At 68.7% G+C, this 17,230-nt stretch carries 13 protein-coding genes; 2 read left to right on the top strand and 11 right to left on the bottom strand.

All coding sequences use genetic code 11. The annotated features are described in order from the left end of the window. Positions 1-128 precede the first annotated feature (128 nt). A complete protein-coding gene (locus tag ACIA8G_RS16625; RefSeq protein WP_396419347.1) occupies positions 129-1,013 on the top strand; it encodes an XRE family transcriptional regulator in 885 nt (294 codons plus the stop codon). A 49-nt stretch (positions 1,014-1,062) separates the two neighbouring features. On the opposite strand, the gene ACIA8G_RS16620 is transcribed toward ACIA8G_RS16625, so the two are convergent. Continuing rightward, a complete protein-coding gene (locus tag ACIA8G_RS16620) occupies positions 1,063-2,229 on the bottom strand; it encodes a S8 family peptidase (RefSeq protein WP_396419346.1) in 1,167 nt (388 codons plus the stop codon). 156 nt (positions 2,230-2,385) lie between these two features. Here ACIA8G_RS16620 and ACIA8G_RS16615 point away from each other — a divergent pair, with 156 nt between their 5' ends. After that, positions 2,386-3,378: an aldo/keto reductase gene (locus ACIA8G_RS16615; RefSeq protein WP_396419345.1), complete on the top strand. Its 993-nt coding sequence runs from the start codon at positions 2,386-2,388 to the stop codon at positions 3,376-3,378. A 61-nt stretch (positions 3,379-3,439) separates the two neighbouring features. Here the strand turns inward: ACIA8G_RS16615 and ACIA8G_RS16610 are convergent, their stop codons facing one another. The 10 genes from ACIA8G_RS16610 to ACIA8G_RS16565 form a co-directional block, all read right to left on the bottom strand. After that, the gene (locus ACIA8G_RS16610; RefSeq protein WP_396419344.1) at positions 3,440-3,922 is read right to left on the bottom strand and encodes an RICIN domain-containing protein; all 483 of its coding nucleotides are present in this window, start codon (positions 3,920-3,922) and stop codon (positions 3,440-3,442) included. Between the two features lie 104 nt (positions 3,923-4,026). After that, entirely contained in the window at positions 4,027-4,554 is a 528-nt protein-coding gene (locus ACIA8G_RS16605; RefSeq protein ID WP_396419343.1) for an RICIN domain-containing protein, read from the bottom strand. Between the two features lie 581 nt (positions 4,555-5,135). Then, positions 5,136-5,318, bottom strand: a complete 183-nt coding sequence (locus tag ACIA8G_RS16600; RefSeq protein ID WP_045312145.1) for a DUF6104 family protein — start codon at positions 5,316-5,318, stop codon at positions 5,136-5,138. An 83-nt stretch (positions 5,319-5,401) separates the two neighbouring features. Next, complete coding sequence (locus ACIA8G_RS16595; protein ID WP_396419342.1) at positions 5,402-9,076, bottom strand: multifunctional oxoglutarate decarboxylase/oxoglutarate dehydrogenase thiamine pyrophosphate-binding subunit/dihydrolipoyllysine-residue succinyltransferase subunit; 3,675 nt, start codon at positions 9,074-9,076, stop codon at positions 5,402-5,404. 303 nt (positions 9,077-9,379) lie between these two features. Continuing rightward, the gene (locus tag ACIA8G_RS16590; RefSeq protein ID WP_396419341.1) at positions 9,380-10,279 is read right to left on the bottom strand and encodes a hypothetical protein; all 900 of its coding nucleotides are present in this window, start codon (positions 10,277-10,279) and stop codon (positions 9,380-9,382) included. Between the two features lie 497 nt (positions 10,280-10,776). After that, positions 10,777-14,487 (bottom strand): ABC transporter ATP-binding protein, encoded by a 3,711-nt coding sequence (locus tag ACIA8G_RS16585; RefSeq protein WP_396419672.1) that lies wholly within the window; start codon positions 14,485-14,487, stop codon positions 10,777-10,779. Positions 14,488-14,534: 47 nt separating this feature from the next. Further along, complete coding sequence (locus ACIA8G_RS16580; RefSeq protein WP_396419340.1) at positions 14,535-15,410, bottom strand: hypothetical protein; 876 nt, start codon at positions 15,408-15,410, stop codon at positions 14,535-14,537. Further along, a complete protein-coding gene (locus tag ACIA8G_RS16575) occupies positions 15,410-16,366 on the bottom strand; it encodes an ABC transporter ATP-binding protein (RefSeq protein WP_396419339.1) in 957 nt (318 codons plus the stop codon). The genes ACIA8G_RS16580 and ACIA8G_RS16575 overlap by 1 nt, the downstream gene beginning before the upstream one ends. Positions 16,367-16,388: 22 nt before the next feature. After that, positions 16,389-16,829 carry a hypothetical protein gene (locus ACIA8G_RS16570; protein WP_396419338.1) on the bottom strand — a complete coding sequence of 147 codons (441 nt, stop codon included), beginning with the start codon at positions 16,827-16,829 and terminating at the stop codon, positions 16,389-16,391. Beyond that, positions 16,829-17,011, bottom strand: coding sequence for a hypothetical protein (locus ACIA8G_RS16565; protein ID WP_167979970.1), 183 nt, complete (start codon positions 17,009-17,011; stop codon positions 16,829-16,831). The genes ACIA8G_RS16570 and ACIA8G_RS16565 overlap by 1 nt, the downstream gene beginning before the upstream one ends. Between the last annotated feature and the right edge of the window lie 219 nt (positions 17,012-17,230).

Here is a 17,230-nt window from a genome sequence, read left to right as displayed (position 1 = left end):
CGGTCTGTGGCTTGGATAACAGGTTCGAAACTTCAGTCCGCAATACTGTCAAAACTGTGGCGAACCCCGATTTGTGCACTCGCGGTACCGACTGAGCCGGATTCGGTTACGGGCCGTAGCATTCCGTCATGGCGGAATTCGCTGAGGCGTTGGGCAGAGCCGTGGAGGCGAGTGGCCTCAGCCTGGAGCGGATCCAGCACCACCTCGAACTGCACGGCGTGCAGGTGAGCCTGTCGACGCTGAGCTACTGGCGCCGCGGCCGCAGCCGCCCGGAACGACCGGAGTCCCTGCACGCCGTCGCCGTGCTCGAAGAGATCTTGAAACTCCCGCAGGGCGAACTGACCGGGAAGCTCGGCGACAAGCGGCCGCGCGGGCGGTGGGTCGATCGGGCGGCCGCGCTGGAGGGGATCTGGCAGGACGCCGCCATCGATCTCGGCCGCGCCATCGCCCGCGTCGACCGCCTGCTGCCGTATCCGGCGAAGTACGTCAGCGTGCGGGACCTGATGGTGATCGGTCCTGACCGGCGTGAGGTCGAGATGCGGACCAGTTCGGTGATCGAGGCGTTCGAGGACGGCGTCGACCGGTTCCTCGTCGCGAAGACCGCGGACGAGACCGACCGCTCTCCCGGCGAGATCTCCGCCGAGAAGTCCTGCCGCGTGGGCCGGGTGCGCAAGGACGACGAGCACAAGCTGTACGTCGCGGAGATCATCCTCGACCGCGTGTTGCGAGCGGGGGACACCGCGCTCGTCGATCTCCGGTACATCTCGGATCCCGGCGCGGACAGCGTCCTGGCCAGCCGCACGTTCGTCCGGCCACTGCGCGACTACGTGCTGGAGGTCGAGTTCCACCCCGACGCGGTGCCCGTGCGGTGTCACGGTTTCAGCCGGTCCGAGCCGAGTGCGCCGGACGTGGACACCGGCGAGCTGTGGATCGGCACCACTGCCTCCGCGCATCTCGTGGTGAAGGAAGCTCAGCCGGGCTTCGTCTACGGCATCAAGTGGGAGTGGGAGTAGCGGCCCTCGCTCGCTACTCCCACGACTGCACATCGAGGGTCCTGTTCCCCTAGTTCCCGATGCGCAGCAGCCTGTCGGGCGATCCGATCCGGAGGTCGCGCAGGTTGGCCGTCGTCGTCGCGCCGTTCACGAGCGCGTCCCGCACCTGCTGGTGCGTGGCGTTCGGGTTCGCGCCCAGGTGCAGAGCCGCGGCGCCCGCGACGTGCGGTGTGGCCATGGACGTGCCGCCCCTGATCTCGGTGGCGATGTCGCCGTTGAACGACGCCGACTGGATGTCCGCGCCAGGGGCCCAGATGTCGACGCAGCGGCCGTGGTTCGACTGCCACCTGGCGTGCACCGCGCGGGCGTCGAAGCGGTCGGTGGCGGCGACCGTGATCGCTTCCGGGAGCCTGGCCGGCGTGAAGTTGCAGGCGTCGATGCCGTCGTTGCCTGCCGCCAGCACGTAGGTGAACCCGGCCCTGATCGACCGCCTGATCGCCTCCTCCTGGCCGGGGTTCTGGCCGAAGGCGCCGAGGCTCATGTTGACCACGGCGGGGCGCACCCCGTTCTCGGTGATCCAGTCGATGCCGGCCACCACGCTGTCCGCGACCGCGAAGCCGTTGCAGCCGAGCACCTTGACGCCGATGACCCGCGCCTGCTTGGCGACGCCGAAGGTCCTGCCCGCGATCGTGCCCGCGACATGGGTGCCGTGCCCGTTGCAGTCGTCCGCGATCGGGTCGTCGTTGACGAAGTCGAACCCGTGTGAGGCGCGTCCCTGGAATTCCTGGTGGGTGGTTCGAATTCCGGTGTCGAGCACATATGCCCGCACGCCCGCCGCCGCCTGGTCCGGATAGGTGTAGCGGTTGTTGAGCGGAAGGGCGCGCTGGTCGATGCGGTCGAGGCCCCACACGGGGTTGAACTGGTTCTGCTGGATCTTGGTCCGGAGGTTGCGCTGCACGTAGGCGACCGTCGAGTCGGCCGCCAGCCGTCTTGCCTGCTTCTCGGACATGTCGTGCACGGAGAAGCCGTTGAGCGCGGCCTTGTAAGTCCGCTTGAGCGTGCCCTTGTACTTGTTCAGGAGGGTCTGAGGGGAGGCGCTGACGCCGTCCTTCAGGACGACGATGTAGCTGTCCGCGACGGCGTCCCCGGTGCCGATGACATCCTTTTCCGCATTGGCGGAGGGAGTGCTGAGAGTGGTCGCGATCAATGCCGCGGCAATGCAGATCTTGATTCTCATCGAGTTCCTCCTGGCAGGTTGAACGCGATGAAACGTAACTTCACGAGAGGGTGAAATGGCAGGTGAGAAAATTTGGTGGCCAATACTGTCAAATCTGTGGCGAGCTGGAGCAACTCCACGTGGCACAATGCCGCCGCGCGAGGCAGGGTGGAGTGCATGGAATACACCCACCTCGGCCGCAGCGGCCTGTCCGTCTCGCGCCTGTGCCTGGGCACGATGAACTTCGGCCCGGAGACGACCGAGGCCGACAGCCACGCGATCATGGACCGCGCCCATGAGCACGGCCTGAACTTCTTCGACACGGCCAACGTCTACGGCTGGAAGCAGGGCGAAGGCGTCACCGAGCAGATCATCGGCCGGTGGTTCGCGCAGGGCGGCACCCGTCGCGAGAAGACGGTCGTCGCCACCAAGCTCTACGGCAGCATGGGTGACTGGCCCAACGACAACAAGCTGTCGGCGTTGAACATCCGCCGCGCCGCCGACGCCTCGTTGAAGCGCCTGCAGACCGACTACATCGACCTGTACCAGATGCACCACGTCGACCGGGAAACGCCGTGGGACGAGATCTGGGAAGCGTTCTCGGTGCTGCGCCAGCAGGGCAAGGTCATCTACTTCGGCTCGTCGAACTTCGCCGGCTGGCACATCGCCCAGGCTCAGGAAGCCGCTCGCACGCGCGGGTTTCTGGGGTTGGTGTCCGAGCAGTCGATCTACAACCTGATGACCCGCTGGGTCGAACTGGAGGTGCTGCCCGCCGCCAAGCACTACGGCCTCGGCGTCATCCCGTGGTCGCCGCTGCACGGCGGCCTGCTCGGTGGTGTGCTGCGCAAGCAGCGCGAGGGCACGGCTTCGCGTGGCGCCTCCGGCCGTTCCGCGGACGCGCTGGAGAAGTACCGCGACACGATCGACGCCTACGAGAAGCTCTGCGCCGAACTGGGTGAGGACCCGGCCAACGTCGGCCTCGCGTGGCTGCTGCACCAGGACGGCGTCACCGCGCCGATCATCGGGCCGCGCACCGTGGAGCAGCTCGACAACTCCCTTCGTGCGGCGGAACTTTCGCTCGACGCGGACGTCCTGGCGAAGCTCGACGAGCTCTTCCCGGCACCCGCGCCCAACGGCTCCAAGCCCGCCCCCGAGGCCTACGCCTGGTAAGGCTTCTCGGCGTCTGCAAGTACCGCCAACGCCCTGGTCGGCGGTACTTGCAGACGTGTCATCACGCGAGGTACCTCCACCACTGCTGCTGGATCGCGCCGTTGCCCGTCCAGCCGTAGACCTGGCCGCCATCGCGGTTCGTGTTCGGGTTGACGTCGATGTTGAGGCGCGGGTACATCGCGTAGATGTTGTCGCGCGTGCCGAGCCAGAAGCTCTGACTGTCCGACCTGTTGCACTTCCACACCCGCAGCCGCGCGCCGTCCTGCTGGATGGGTTCCATGTCGAGGCACATCGACGTGTCGAGCACCGGCCGGATCGTGTGGTCGCTGTACCAGTACCACTGCTGGTTCTTGCCGCCGTGGTAGGACCACATGTGCACCCAGCCGCCGTTGTTGTGCACCTGGTCGGGCACGACGTCGATCACGCGGTGCGGCGCCAGCATGCTTGTCAGGCGCAACGCCGGGCCGGGCTCGGCCTGCGCGGCCACGGGCAGTACGGCGGTCAGTGCCAGCGCGGCGGCCAGCGTGAGAATCTTCCTGAACAAAGCTCCCCCTCGGAACTCGGTGAACGAATCCATCGTCACCGCGTTGCGAGGGGGAGCACCTGAGCATCGACATGCTCAAATATCAGCCGACGCTGCACAGACCATCAGACACGGACGAACGTCCACTGCTGCGGCTCACCGCCGTGGCAGCGCCACTGGTAGATGACGCCGTTGTTGTAGTTGGTGTTCGGGTTGGCATCGAGGCAACGCAGGGTGGCGTCGTTGGCCAGCGTCTTGGGGAGACCGGGCGACTGCCGCCAGACCTGCGGCGCCCCGCCGTGGCACTTCCAGACGTACACCCTGCCGCCGTCCCAGTTCTCGTTCGGGTTGGCGTCCAAGCACATCGTGGTGTCCAGCACTGGTCTGATCGTGTTGTCGCTGAAGCGCAGCCATTTCTGCTCATCGGAGTTGTCGTTCTGCCACTGGCGGATCCGGCCGCCGCTCTGGCTGACCTCGGTGCGCACCACCTCGAGGTTGCGGTACGGGGCGAAGCCGATCCTCATGATGAACGGCCCATCGACGGCCTGCGCACCAACGCCGGGGTTCGCCGCCTGGTCCTGTGCCACAGCCAATGCGGTGCCGGACAACGTCATCGCGATCGCGGCCGCGGCCACCATCAACTTCTTGAACAAAACTCCCCCTCAGGAGTCGCGGTGATCGAACGACTCGATCTTCTCGGCGTCCCGAGAGGGAGTGCCTGAGCATCGACATGCTCAAAAACGTTGGCAAAAGGCCAAAAGGCCAAAGGGCCAAAACGTGAGGATGCGTCAGCCCGCGAAGGCCCACTGCTGCTGGACGGAACCGTTGCAGCGCAACCGGTACACGGTGCGGCCGTTGGTCCCCAGGCAACGATGTAGCACTTCCAGAGGTAGACCTGGCCGCCGTCCCCAGGAGTGTCCGGGTTGGCGGTGAGGCACATCGTCGCGTCCAGTAAGGGACGGATGGTGTTATCGCTGAAGAACAGCCACTTCTGCTCATCGGTGCCGTCGCCTGCCTACATGCGGACAGTGCCGCCGTCTTGGCCCACCGTGTCGCTGAGCACGCACAGGGCAGCCCCGCGATCAGCGCGGTGGCCCGATCAAGGTCGTCGTGAACAAAACTCCCCCTCGGAAACGAGCTGATGATCGGACAAAGGCCCATCTCATCGCCGCACAGAGGGGGAGTACCTGAGCATCGGCATGCTCAAAAACGTCGGCAAAAGCCCAAAAGGTGATCAGTCCTCGAAGTCGTCCTCGTCGTCGCGCGCCAGGTAGGTGGCGAACCGCTCGACAGCGGTCTCGAAGTCCGGGTTCGCGTCGACGAACGAGCGGAGCTTGTCGGCGAGCCACGCGAGGGTGACCTCCTCCTCGCCGCGCCGCTTCTCGAGCTCCTCGATGCCACGATCGGTGTGGTACATGCTCAAACTCCTGTGTGGGCTCAGAAAACGAGCCGCCGGACCCCCAAGAAGAGGGCCCGGCGGCTCGTTCGGTCAAACGGTGATCACTCGAACGCGCGGGTGATGATCTCGCGCTGCTCGACCTCGTGCACCTTGCTCGAACCGGCCGACGGGGCGGCCATCGGGCGGCGCGACACGCGGCGGACGACGCCGAGGTGCTCGGGCAGCAGCTCCGGCAGGGCCAGACCGTAGAACGGCCAGGCACCCTGGTTCGCCGGCTCTTCCTGCACCCAGCGGACGTCCTTCGCGTTCGGGTAGCGCTCCAGCGTCTCGGTCAGCTTGCGGGCCGGGACCGGGTAGAGCTGCTCGACGCGCACGATCGCCACCTCGCCGCCGCCGCGCTTCTCGCGCTCCGCGTGCAGCTCGTAGGAGATCTTGCCGCTGCACAGCAGGACCCTGGTGACCGCGTTCGGGTCCTTGATCGTCGGGTCGTCGATGACCGACTGGAAGCGGTCGTTGATGAACTCGTCGGTCCCGGACACCGCGGCCTTCAGGCGCAGCATCGACTTCGGCGTGAACACGATCAGCGGCCGGTCGACGCCGTCGAGGGCGTGGCGACGCAGCAGGTGGAAGTAGTTCGCCGGGGTCGACGGCACCGCGACGGTCATCGAGCCCTCGGCACACAGCTGCAGCCAGCGCTCGATGCGGCCGGACGTGTGGTCCGGGCCCTGACCCTCGTGGCCGTGCGGCAGCAGGATCACGACGTCGGAACGCTGACCCCACTTCGCCTCACCGGACGAGATGAACTCGTCGATGATCGGCTGCGCGCCGTTGACGAAGTCGCCGAACTGCGCCTCCCACAGCACCAGCGCCTGCGGGTTCGCCACCGAGTAGCCGTACTCGAAGCCGACCGCCGCGAACTCCGACAGCACCGAGTCGTAGACCATGAACTTGCCCTGGTCGTCCGACAGGTGCTGCAGCGGCGTGTGCTCTTCGCCGGTCTTGCGGTCGATCAGGGTCGCGTGGCGCTGCACGAACGTGCCGCGGCGCGAGTCCTGGCCGGCCAGGCGGATGTTGCGGCCCTCGATCGCGAGCGAGCCGAACGCGAGCAGCTCGGCGAACGCCCAGTCGATGCCGCCTTCGCGGGCCATCTTCGCGCGGCGGTCCAGCACCGGCTTGACGCGGGCGTGCGGCGTGAAGCCCTCGGGCAGGTTCACGTGCGCGTCGGCGATGTGCTCCAGCACCTCGCGCGAGATGCCGGTCGGCAGCTTCGCCGGGACCTGCTGCTCGGCCTCGACCGACGGGCTGACCGTGACCGGGTGCTTCTCGAGCTCGCGCACCTCGTTGAAGACGTGCTCGAGCTGGCTGGAGAAGTCCTGCAGCGCCTTCTCGGCCTCTTCGACCGTGATGTCGCCGCGGCCGATCAGGGACTCGGTGTAGGTCTTGCGGACCGAGCGCTTCTGGTCGATCACGTCGTACATCGCCGGCTGCGTCATCGAGGGGTCGTCGCCCTCGTTGTGACCGCGGCGGCGGTAGCAGACCATGTCGATCACGACGTCCTTGTGGAACGCCTGGCGGTACTCCACGGCCAGCTTGGCGACCCAGTAGCAGGCCTCCGGGTCGTCGCCGTTCACGTGGAAGACCGGCGAGCCGATCATCTTCGCGACGTCGGTCGAGTACTTCGACGACCGCGAGTGCTCCGGCGCGGTGGTGAAGCCGACCTGGTTGTTGACGACGATGTGGACCGTGCCACCGGTGCGGTAGCCGCGCACGAGCGCCAGGTTCAGCGTCTCGGCGACGACACCCTGGCCCGCGAACGCCGCGTCACCGTGCATGGCGACCGGCAGGACGGGGAAGAAGTCGCCGCCCTTGTCGAGCAGGTCCTGCTTGGCGCGCACGATGCCCTCGAGCACCGGGTCGACGGCCTCCAGGTGCGACGGGTTCGCGGTCAGCGACACCTTGGTCTCGCCGTCGCCGAACATCCGGAAGTACTTGCCCTCGGCACCGAGGTGGTACTTCACGTCGCCGGAGCCGTGCGCCTGGCCGGGGTCGAGGTTGCCCTCGAACTCGCGGAAGATCTGCGAGATCGGCTTGCCGACGATGTTCGCGAGCACGTTCAGGCGGCCGCGGTGCGGCATGCCGATGACGACCTCGTCGAGCTCGTGCTCGGCGGCCTTGTCGAGCACCGCGTCGAGCAGCGGGATGACGGTCTCGCCGCCCTCCAGCGAGAAGCGCTTCTGGCCGACGTACTTCGTCTGCAGGAACGTCTCGAACGCCTCAGCCGCGTTCAGCTTGCTGAGGATGTACTTCTGCACGGTGGCCGGGGGCTTCTCGTGCGGGACCTCGACGCGGTCCTGGATCCACCGGCGCTCCTCCGGCTCCAGGATGTGCATGTACTCGACGCCGACGGTGCGGCAGTACGAGTTGCGCAGCACGCCCAGGATGTCGCGGAGCTTCATCCGCTCCTGGCCGGCGAACCCGCCGACCGGGAACTCGCGGTCCAGGTCCCACAGCGTCAGGCCGTGGCTGAGCACGTCCAGGTCGGCGTGGGAGCGCTGGCGGTAGTTCAGCGGGTCCGTGTCGGCCATCAGGTGGCCGCGGGTGCGGAACGCGTCGATCAGCTCGATGACGCGGGCCGTCTTGTCGACAGCGCCCTCGGGGATGTCGGCGACCCAGCGGATCGGCTCGTAGGGCAGCCGCAGCGACGCGAAGATGTCGTCGTAGAAGCCGTCCTCGCCGAGCAGCAGCTGGTGCACGCGCTTGAGGAACTCGCCCGACTCCGCGCCCTGGATGATGCGGTGGTCGTACGTGGAGGTCAGCGTGATGATCTTGCTGACGCCCATGTCCGTGAGCGCCTGCTCGCTGGTGCCCTGGAAGTGCGCGGGGTACTCCATGGCGCCGACGCCGATGATCGCGCCCTGACCGGACTGCAGCCGCGGCACCGAGTGGTTCGTGCCGATCGTGCCGGGGTTGGTCAGCGAGATCGTGGTGCCGGAGAAGTCGTCCGCGGTCAGCGACCCGCCGCGGGCCTTGCGGATCAGGTCCTCGTAGGCCTGCCAGAACTGCGTGAACGTCATGTTCTCGCAGCCCTTGACCGACGCGACGACCAGCGTGCGCTGACCGTCCTTGCCGGGCAGGTCGATCGCCAGACCGAAGTTCACGTGCTCCGGCGTGACGACGAACGGCTTGCCGTCGGCCTCGGCGTAGTGCCGGTTCATGTTCGGGTACGCCTGCAGCGCCCTGACCACCGCGTAGCCGATGACGTGCGTGAAGGAGACCTTCCCGCCACGCGTCCGCTTCAGGTGGTTGTTGATGACGATGCGGTTGTCGGCCAGCAGCTTGGCGGGCACGGCACGCACGCTGGTCGCGGTCGGAACGGTGAGCGAGAGCTCCATGTTCTTCGCGATCGCGGCGGCGGCACCGCGCAACTGCTTCTGCTCCGGCTGCGCGCTCGGCTTGACCGGGGCGGCCTTCGCGGCCTGCTGCGGCGCCGGCTTGCCCGTCTGCGGCAACGTGGCCGCGGGCTTCGGCTGCACGGCAGCGGGCTTTGGCGCGGCCTGGCCGTTGTCAGCGGCGGGCGCCGTCACGGTCGTCGTGGTGGTCGTCGAACCACCGGCGCTGGCGGCGGCGTTGCCGTTACCACCCGCGCGCTTGTAGTCGGCAAAGAAGTCATGCCACGCCGGGTCTACGGATGAAGGGTCGGCGAGGAACTGCTCGTACATCTCCTCGACGAGCCATTCGTTCGGCCCGAATTGTGACGCAGGACTGCTGCTGGACACGGCTGGCGCTCGCCTCTATCCATCTCGCTCTTGGTGTTGACTCATGCGGTAGTCAGGCTAGTCCCCCTGGCCCCGGCCTTCACACGCTGGAGGCACCTGGCAAGGAGTGCTCAGTCACAGGATCGATCAGGACGGGCCTGGCGTCACCCGCAGTTGAGCAATTCTTGATGTGCGTCTCACTACGGCGCCTCCTTTTCGGGCAATGCCCACTGAGCTGTTGGACGGGCATACGCACTGAGAGCAGTGATCAGTTCACAATAGGTACACGTCGGGTACCTCGCGGATTGATCTTGCCTGGCTCGGTCAGCCGAGCGATCGCCGGATCGAGCCGGTCATCGCCTGCACGAACGCTGCCCGGTTCTCGTCCGTCGTGCGGTCCAGGGACAGGTACGGGTTCAGGTCCTCCAGCTCCACGAGCAGCAGGTCCCCGTCCTGTGTGCGGCACGCGTCGACCCGCTGGATGCCGTGGTCGAGGCCGTTCCAGTCGATGAACTTCTGCGCGAAGTCCAGGTCTGCGGCGGCGGCCTCGTAGTGGGTGAGTTCCCAGCGTTGGGCTGGGTGCGGGGCGTGCAGGGCGTACTGGAACTCGTGGTCGACGAAGTAGAACGACACTTCGTACCTGAAATCGATCATGGGCTGGATGAGGACGTCGGATTTGTCGCTGGTCCTGTCGCTGGTCCTGTCGCCGGTTTTGTAGCTGGCTTTGTCGTGGAGCTCGTCGCGGAGCTTGTCGCGGAGCTCGTCGTGGAGCTCGTCGCGGGTGACGAACTCGAGGCCGTGCGAGTCGGCGCCGGCTTTGGGCTTCACGACGTACCGGCTGGTGTGCGGGAGGCGGTCCAGGTCGCTCAGGCTGTCGATCGTGGGGATCACCGGGTAGCCCAGTTCGGTGAGGTCGAGCAGGTACTGCTTGCCGGCCATGTCGGCCTTGCCGGTCAACGGGTTGTAGACGCGCTGGCGCTGCGCTTCGGCCTGGTCGCGGAAGTGCCGGTAGGCGTCGGGGTAGCCGAGCACCGCGCCGCTGTTGCGGACCACGACGGTGTCGAAGCCGGGCATGAGGGCGGCGGCGTCGCGGGGGTGGCAGACGGCCAGGTCGAAGGCCTCGCGGAGCTTCGAGGTCAGGTAGATGTCCTCGTCGCAGTAGCGGCGGCCCCTGGCCGGGTAGGTGAGGTCGGAGACGTACAGGACGCGGGGGCGTTCCGGCATGGCTTGGGGCTCCTCGGCCTCGGGTGGGCTGGGAGCTGGTTTCTACGTCATGGCGGGGCATGGGGACGAGGGATCGTGTTGGGAGCCACGGTCCTGTCGCCTGCGGCCACCGGCCACGCGGGGCCGGTGGCACGGATGGCGCTGCCGTGACCGGGTGGCTGGTGGCGTGCCAGGTGGCTGGGGGCGCGACAAGGTGGCTAGGCGGCGGCTTCCGGGGTGGTGCTGTGTCGCCACAGCCGGGCGTAGGGGCCGTCGGCGGCGAGGAGTTCGGCGTGGGTTCCTTGCTCGGTGGCGCTGCCGTGACGGGCGGTCAGGCGGCGGCTTCCGGGGTGGTGTCGTGTTGCCACAGCCGGGCGTAGGGGCCGTTGGCGGCCAGGAGTTCCGCGTGGGTTCCTTGCTCGGCGATTCGGCCGTCGGCCAGTACGACGATGCGGTCGGCGCGCGCGGCGGTGGTCAGGCGAGTGCGGTGGCGCCCGCGGCGCTGCCGTCACGGGCGGTCAGGCGGCGGCTTCCGGGGTGGTGCCGTGTCGCCACAGCCGGGCGTAGGCGCCGTTGGCGGCCAGGAGCTCGGCGTGGGTTCCTTGCTCGGCGATCCGGCCGTCGGCCAGTACGACGATGCGGTCGGCGCGTGCGGCGGTGGCCAGGCGGTGCGCCACCACGAACGTCGTGCGGGTACCCGTCAGGTGGTCGCTTGCGGCCAGGACGGCGGACTCCGTGGACGGGTCGAGGGCGGCGGTGGCCTCGTCGAGCAGGAGGAGGTCCGGGTTTACCAGCTCGGCTCTGGCCAGGGCCACCAGCTGGCGCTGGCCCGCGGAGAGCTGGTTGCCGCGTTCGCCCACCGGCTGGTGGAAGCCGGCGGGGAGGGTCGCGACCATCGGGAGGGCGCCCACGGCCTCCACGGCCCGCTGGATCTCGGTGTTGGTGGCTGCCGGGCGGCCGTAGGCGACGTTCTCGGCCACGTCGCCGCCGAAGAGGTGGGCCTCCTGGGGGACCACGCCCAGGCGTTGGCGGTAGGCGGAGAGGTCGTAGGTGCGGACGTCCACGCCGTCGATCAGGACGGTGCCGGCGGTGGCGTCGTAGAAGCGGGCCACCAGCTTCACGAGGGTGGACTTGCCGGCGCCGGTCTCGCCGACCAGGGCCACGGTCTCGCCGGGGGTCACGTGGAGCGACACGTCGTCGAGGGCCGGGTGGTCGGCTCCCGCGTAGGTGAAGGTGACGTTGCGGAGTTCCACCTCGCCGCGCAGGCGGGCGGGGACTGGGATCGGGTTCGGCGGGGGCTCGACCGCGCTCGGGGTGCGCAGGAGGTCGCCGATGCGACGTAAGCCCACGCGGGCCTGCTGGTAGCCGTCGAAGACGCCGGAGAGCTGCTGGACCGGGCTGAAGAACAGGCCCAGGTACAGCAGGAAGGCCAGCAGGACGCCCGGAGTCAGCGTGCCGGCGGCCACCCGGTGGGTGCCCACCGCCAGGACCAGGGCCTGGGCCACGCCGGAGAGCATTGCCACGAACGGGAAGTACGTCGCGATGTAGCGCTGGGCCCGCAGGCGGGTGCGGCGGTAGGCGTCGCTGCGTTCAGCGAAGGCTTCCGCGGAGCGGCGTTCGCGGGTGTAGGCCTGGGAGACGCGCAGACCCGAGACGTTCTCCTGCAGGTCGGCGTTCACCGCGCTCACGCGTTCGCGGGCTTCCGCGTAGGCGGCGGAGGAGAGGCGCTGGAAGATCACCGTGGCGACCGCCAGCACCGGGACGACGGACAGGGCGATCAGGGCCAGCGACGCGTCCGTCACCACCAGGGCCCCGGTGACGCCGACGACGGTGAACAGGCTGATCACGGCCGTCACGAGGCCGGTCTGCAGGAACGTCGAGAGGGCGTCGACGTCCGTCGTCATCCTCGTCATGATGCGGCCGGCCATCTCGCGCTCGTAGTAGTCGAGGCCGAGGCGTTGCAGGTGGGCGTAGCTGCGGACGCGGAGCAGGTAGAGCAGGCGTTCGCCCAGGCGCGCGGCGAAGATCGTGCTGCCCGCCGTCGTGAACCAGCCGGCCACCACCAGGGCGACGCCCAGGCCGACGGCCTGCCAGAGCGGCGCCTCGGTGCCGGCGACCACGCCGCCGTCGATGCCCAGGCGCACCAGCGCGGGCATGCCCATGCCGAGCAGGGTGTCCAGCACCACCAGGACGCCGACGCCGGCCAGCGCCCAGCGCACCGGGCGGAGCAGGCGGGCCAGCCGGAAGCCGGGGTCGGGGGCGCGCGGGTCTTCGCCGTGCAGCACCGGGGCCTCCGTCGCGGGCGGCAGCTTGCGGACCTGGGCCAGCAGTTCCGGCGTCGGCGGGCCGCCGGACAGTGCGGACATGCCGCCACCACCGCCGCCCCTCCTGCCACCGGACGACGTCGGCGCGGGTGCTCTGCCCTCGTCGATCAGGCGCTGGTCCAGCTCGGTCTGGGTGACGGCAGGCCACAGTTCGCCGGACACGGCCGGAGCTGTCGACTCGATCGCCTCGTCCGGGCCCGCCAGCAGATCGCGGTAGAGGGAACAGCGGGACATCAGCTCGTCGTGTGTGCCCACGTCGACCACGCGGCCCGCGTCCAGAACCGCGATGCGATCGGCCAACGACAGCGTGGAACGTCTGTGCGCCACCAACAACGTCGTGCGTGACGCCGTCACCGAGGCCAGCGTCGCGTGGATCGCGGCCTCGGTCGCGTTGTCCACCGCGGACGTCGCGTCGTCCAGCAGCAGCACGCGGGGGTCGGAGAGCAGGGCACGCGCCAGCGCGACGCGTTGGCGCTGACCGCCCGACAGCGTGAGGCCGCGTTCGCCCACCACCGTGTCGTAGCCCGCCGGCAGCGCCTCGATGAACTCGTGCGCCTCTGCGGCCTTCGCGGCCTGCTCGACCTCGGCCCTGGACGCGTCGGGACGGCCGTACGCGATGTTCGTGAACACCGTGTCGGAGAAGAGGAACGCTTCCTCGAACACCACGCCGACCGCGCCGCGCAACGACTCCAGGCGCAGCGTCCGCACGTCCACGCCGCCCACCCGGACCGCGCCGGCGTGCACGTCGTAGAACCGGGGCAGCAGCAGGGAAACCGTCGACTTGCCGGAACCCGCGGTGCCGACCAGCGCCAGCGTCTCGCCCGGCTGCACCGAGATCGAGAAGTCCTTCAGCACCGGTTCGCTGCGGGCGTAGCCGAACGTCACGTCCGAGAACGTGATCCCGAGCGGACCGTCCGGCACCTCGCCAGGCCCGTCCCGCACGTCCGGCTGCGAGTCGATCAGCTCGTACACCCGCTCTACGCCGGCGCGGGCCAGCTGCGCGGACACCATCAGGCTCGACAGCAACCTGGTCGGGCCCACCAGGTTTGCCACGTACGCCGTGAACGCGAGGAACGTGCCCAGCGTGACCTGGCCGTGCAACGCCAGCCAGCCGCCCAGGCCCAGCACCGCGACCTGGCCGAGCAACGGCAGCGCGGTGACCGTCGCGAGCGGCCGCGACGACAACCTGGCCGCCCGCATCCGTTCCGCGAACAGGGTTTTCGCGTGCTTCTCCAGCCGCGCGACCTCACGCGCCTCCTGGCCGAACCCCTTCACCACGCGGACACCGGTGACGGTCTCCTCGACGTGCTGCGCGAGATCGGCGGCCCGCTGCTGCGCGGACCACGTGGCCGGGAACAACGTCAGCCGGGTGCGGCCCGCCAGCCACGCCACCAGCGGCAGCACGACCAGCGCGATGATCGTCAGCGGCACCGACAGGTAGAGCATCGCGGCCAGAGCGGCCAATGCGAACACCACGGTGCCGACTGCCAACGGCGCCATCATCAGCAACGACTGCACCAGCTGCAGGTCCGTGATCGACCGCGACACGATCTGCCCGGTCCGCATCTCGTCCTGCTTCGCGCCGTCGAGCCGTTGCACGGCGGAGAAGACCCCGAGCCTCAGATCGTGCTGCACGCCCAGCGCCAGCCGCCCGCCCAGATACCGGCGCAGGAACGCCGACCCGAACGTGAGCAGCTCCAGCACGATCAGCGCGACCGTCAGCACCCACAACCTGTCGGTGCGGCCCGTCGTCGAGTCGTCGATCGCGGTCTTGAGCAGCAACGGACCCGCCGCCTGCAGGCCGACGCCGACGACCGCGGCCACCACCGACAACACCACCAGGCGGGGGTGTTGCCAGCAGGCCGCGGTCAGTCGGCGGATCCAGCCCTTGGTCACGCGTCCCAGGTTACGGACGGGGTCCGACAGAAAATTGTGATCTCAGAAACCGCAGGTCAGGTGATGTTCTTGCGCGCCACGAGCGCCCAGCCGCCACCGAAGGCGACCCCGACCCAGCCGAGGAAGATGAGCCCGGACAGCCACCACGCCTGCGCGCCACCGGCACCCGCGATGATCCGCAGCCACTCGACACCCTCTTCGGGCACCACGCCGGCCGTGGAGAGGAACAGGTCGACGGCCACCGTGCCGGTGAGCCCGTCGACCGACCCGTTCGGCAGGAAGCCGACGAGCGTCTCCGGCGTGCCGGAGATCCGCAGTCCGAGCTGCAGCGCGTTCTCGATCACCAGGAAGTACATGATCAGCAGCACGACCACCCCGGCGACGTTCGGGATCAACGCGCCGATGCCGATGCCGAACATCGTCATCAGGATCGACGACAGCACGCAGACCAGCGTGAGCATCGCCCAGCCGCCCGCGTCGGGAAGCTGGGAGGACTCGCTGACGAGCACGACGCCGAGCGCGGTGGACGCCATGATCGCCAGCCCGTACACCGCGCCCCAGAACGCGTAGACCAGCATCTTGGCCAGCATGGCGTGCATCCGCGACGGCGCGGTCAGGAACGTCGTCGTGATCGTCCGCCTGCTGATCTCGCCGGAGATGGCCAGCGCGCCGAACACCAGCGGGAACAGCGTGGCGAGGTTGATGGACCGCGCCATGCCGAACATCGAGACGCGCCACTGGTCCGGCGTGACGCCCAGCACCTGCGAAAGCTCTTCCGCCTCCGAGGTCGAGATCAGGTTGACGAACCACTGGCCGATCAGGCCGGACAGAAGACCGCCGCCCAGCGCCAGCAGCACCGTCGGGATCAGCAGACCCCACCACAGGCCGGTCGTCGTCGTCTTGCGGAGCTCCGCCTGTACGAGGTTGCCCATCAGGCCCAACCACCCTGCTGATTGAACGGAGCCGGGGCCGGGGCGTATCCGGCGTACTGGCCACTGGTGAGCTGGAAGAAGAGCCGCTCCAGGTCGACCTGTTCCTCCTGGATGCCGTAGACCGACACACCGGCGCGCAACGCGACGTCCGCGACGTGCTTCGAGTCCACTCCGGACACGGCGAGCCGCCCGTCCACGAGCTGCTCGATCGTCTCGATGCCGTCCTCCCGCAGCGCGGCCGCCAGTGCGTTGACGTCCGACGGCTGCACGAGAACGCGGCGTTGTTGTTGCTGGCGCAGGTGATCCAGCGCCCCGTAGTACACGGTCTGACCGCGCGAGATGATCACGACCTGGTCGACGGTCTGCTCCACCTCGGCCAGCAGGTGGCTGGAGATCAGCACCGTGCGGCCCATCCGCGCGTACGACTGCAGGAACGTGCGCAGCCACGCGATGCCCTCGGGGTCGAGGCCGTTCGCGGGCTCGTCGAGCACGAGCACCTGCGGGTCACCGAGCAACGCCGTCGCCAGCGCCAGCCGCTGCTTCATGCCCAGCGAGAACCCGCCCACCCTGCGGTCGGCCGCGGTACCGAGACCGACCAGACCGAGCACCTGGTCGGCCTGTGCGTCCGGCACGCCGACGGCCGCCGCGTACACGCGCAGGTGGTTGCGGGCCGTGCGGGCGGGGTGGAACCCCTGCGCCTCCAGCACCGCGCCCACCACGCGGCCGGGCTGGCCGAGCTGGTGGAACTGCCGTCCGTTGATCGTCGCCGTGCCCGAGGTCGGCTGGACGAGCCCGAGCAACATCCTCAGAGTCGTCGTCTTGCCGGCGCCGTTCGGGCCGAGGAAGCCCGTCACGGTGCCAGGAGACACGGTGAAGCTCAGGTTCTGCACCGCGGTCACCGAACCGAACTGCTTGGTCAGGTTCTGCACCGCGATGAGGCCGCTGCCGTCATGCATGCGACCCATCCTGCCCGACAGGTCAGTCGGGCAAGGCGTGCTTCGGCCGAGTCACCACGGGAGCGCGGTGCACCACGGGCGGTGCGTCGGTCAAGATCGGCAGCTCAGCGGTGAGCTCTGCGGGTGCTTCCACGGGCAGTTCGTCGATCGTGCCCGATCGGGTGAAAGGGTTGCGCAACGGCTTGCGGCGCTCGCGATGCGGCAGGCCCTCTCCGATCAGGTGCTGGTGCGCCATGTTCCAGATCTGGCACGGCCACCGGCGGCGGCGCAGCCAGCCGGGACAGGCCTTGCAGCGGCCGTCCTCGTCGGGTTGGTGGACCGTCAGCAGCAGACGCCAGCCGTCCGCCAGGCGGTGGATCTCCGCGCGTGCCAGCGGAACCAGCGCCTCGGCCTCGCCGTGCTCGGCCACCTTGTCGAGCAGTGCCAGACGTTGCAGCACCGCGTCGCGCAGGGTCTCGTCCATCACATCTTCGCCGAGGCCTGGTCGAGCAAAGAGCCCAGTCGACGCGTCTGAGTGGCGGACATCACAGCGGTCTCGCCGGGCGGCGCGACCAGCAGAACTCGGTCGTTCTCGACCAGAACGGTCATCGATCTGTCCCGACCGAACGGGTCGTGGCAGTGGATCCATCCCTGTGGTTCAGCCATGGAATCTCCCTTCGAGGGACACCCGACTCCGTCTTCATCGGCCGTCGGCCCTGCTCGGCGCACCGTCCCGCGGGGAATTCACTCGTTTGCTGGACGGGCCGAACACGGGCGGTGGTCCAGTCGGGGAAACTTTTGGGTCGCGTTTGGGCGGGGGTGCTGGGCGCCGCTGCCATCGGCCCGCTATATTTGATTACGGCGGCCCCGCTCCCAGTGACCCCC

The sequence above is a fragment of the Lentzea sp. NPDC051213 genome (assembly GCF_044455585.1).
GTDB lineage: Bacteria > Actinomycetota > Actinomycetes > Mycobacteriales > Pseudonocardiaceae > Lentzea.
The sequence above is the reverse complement of the archived record's forward strand: the minus strand, read 5'-3'. Positions and strand labels throughout refer to the sequence as shown.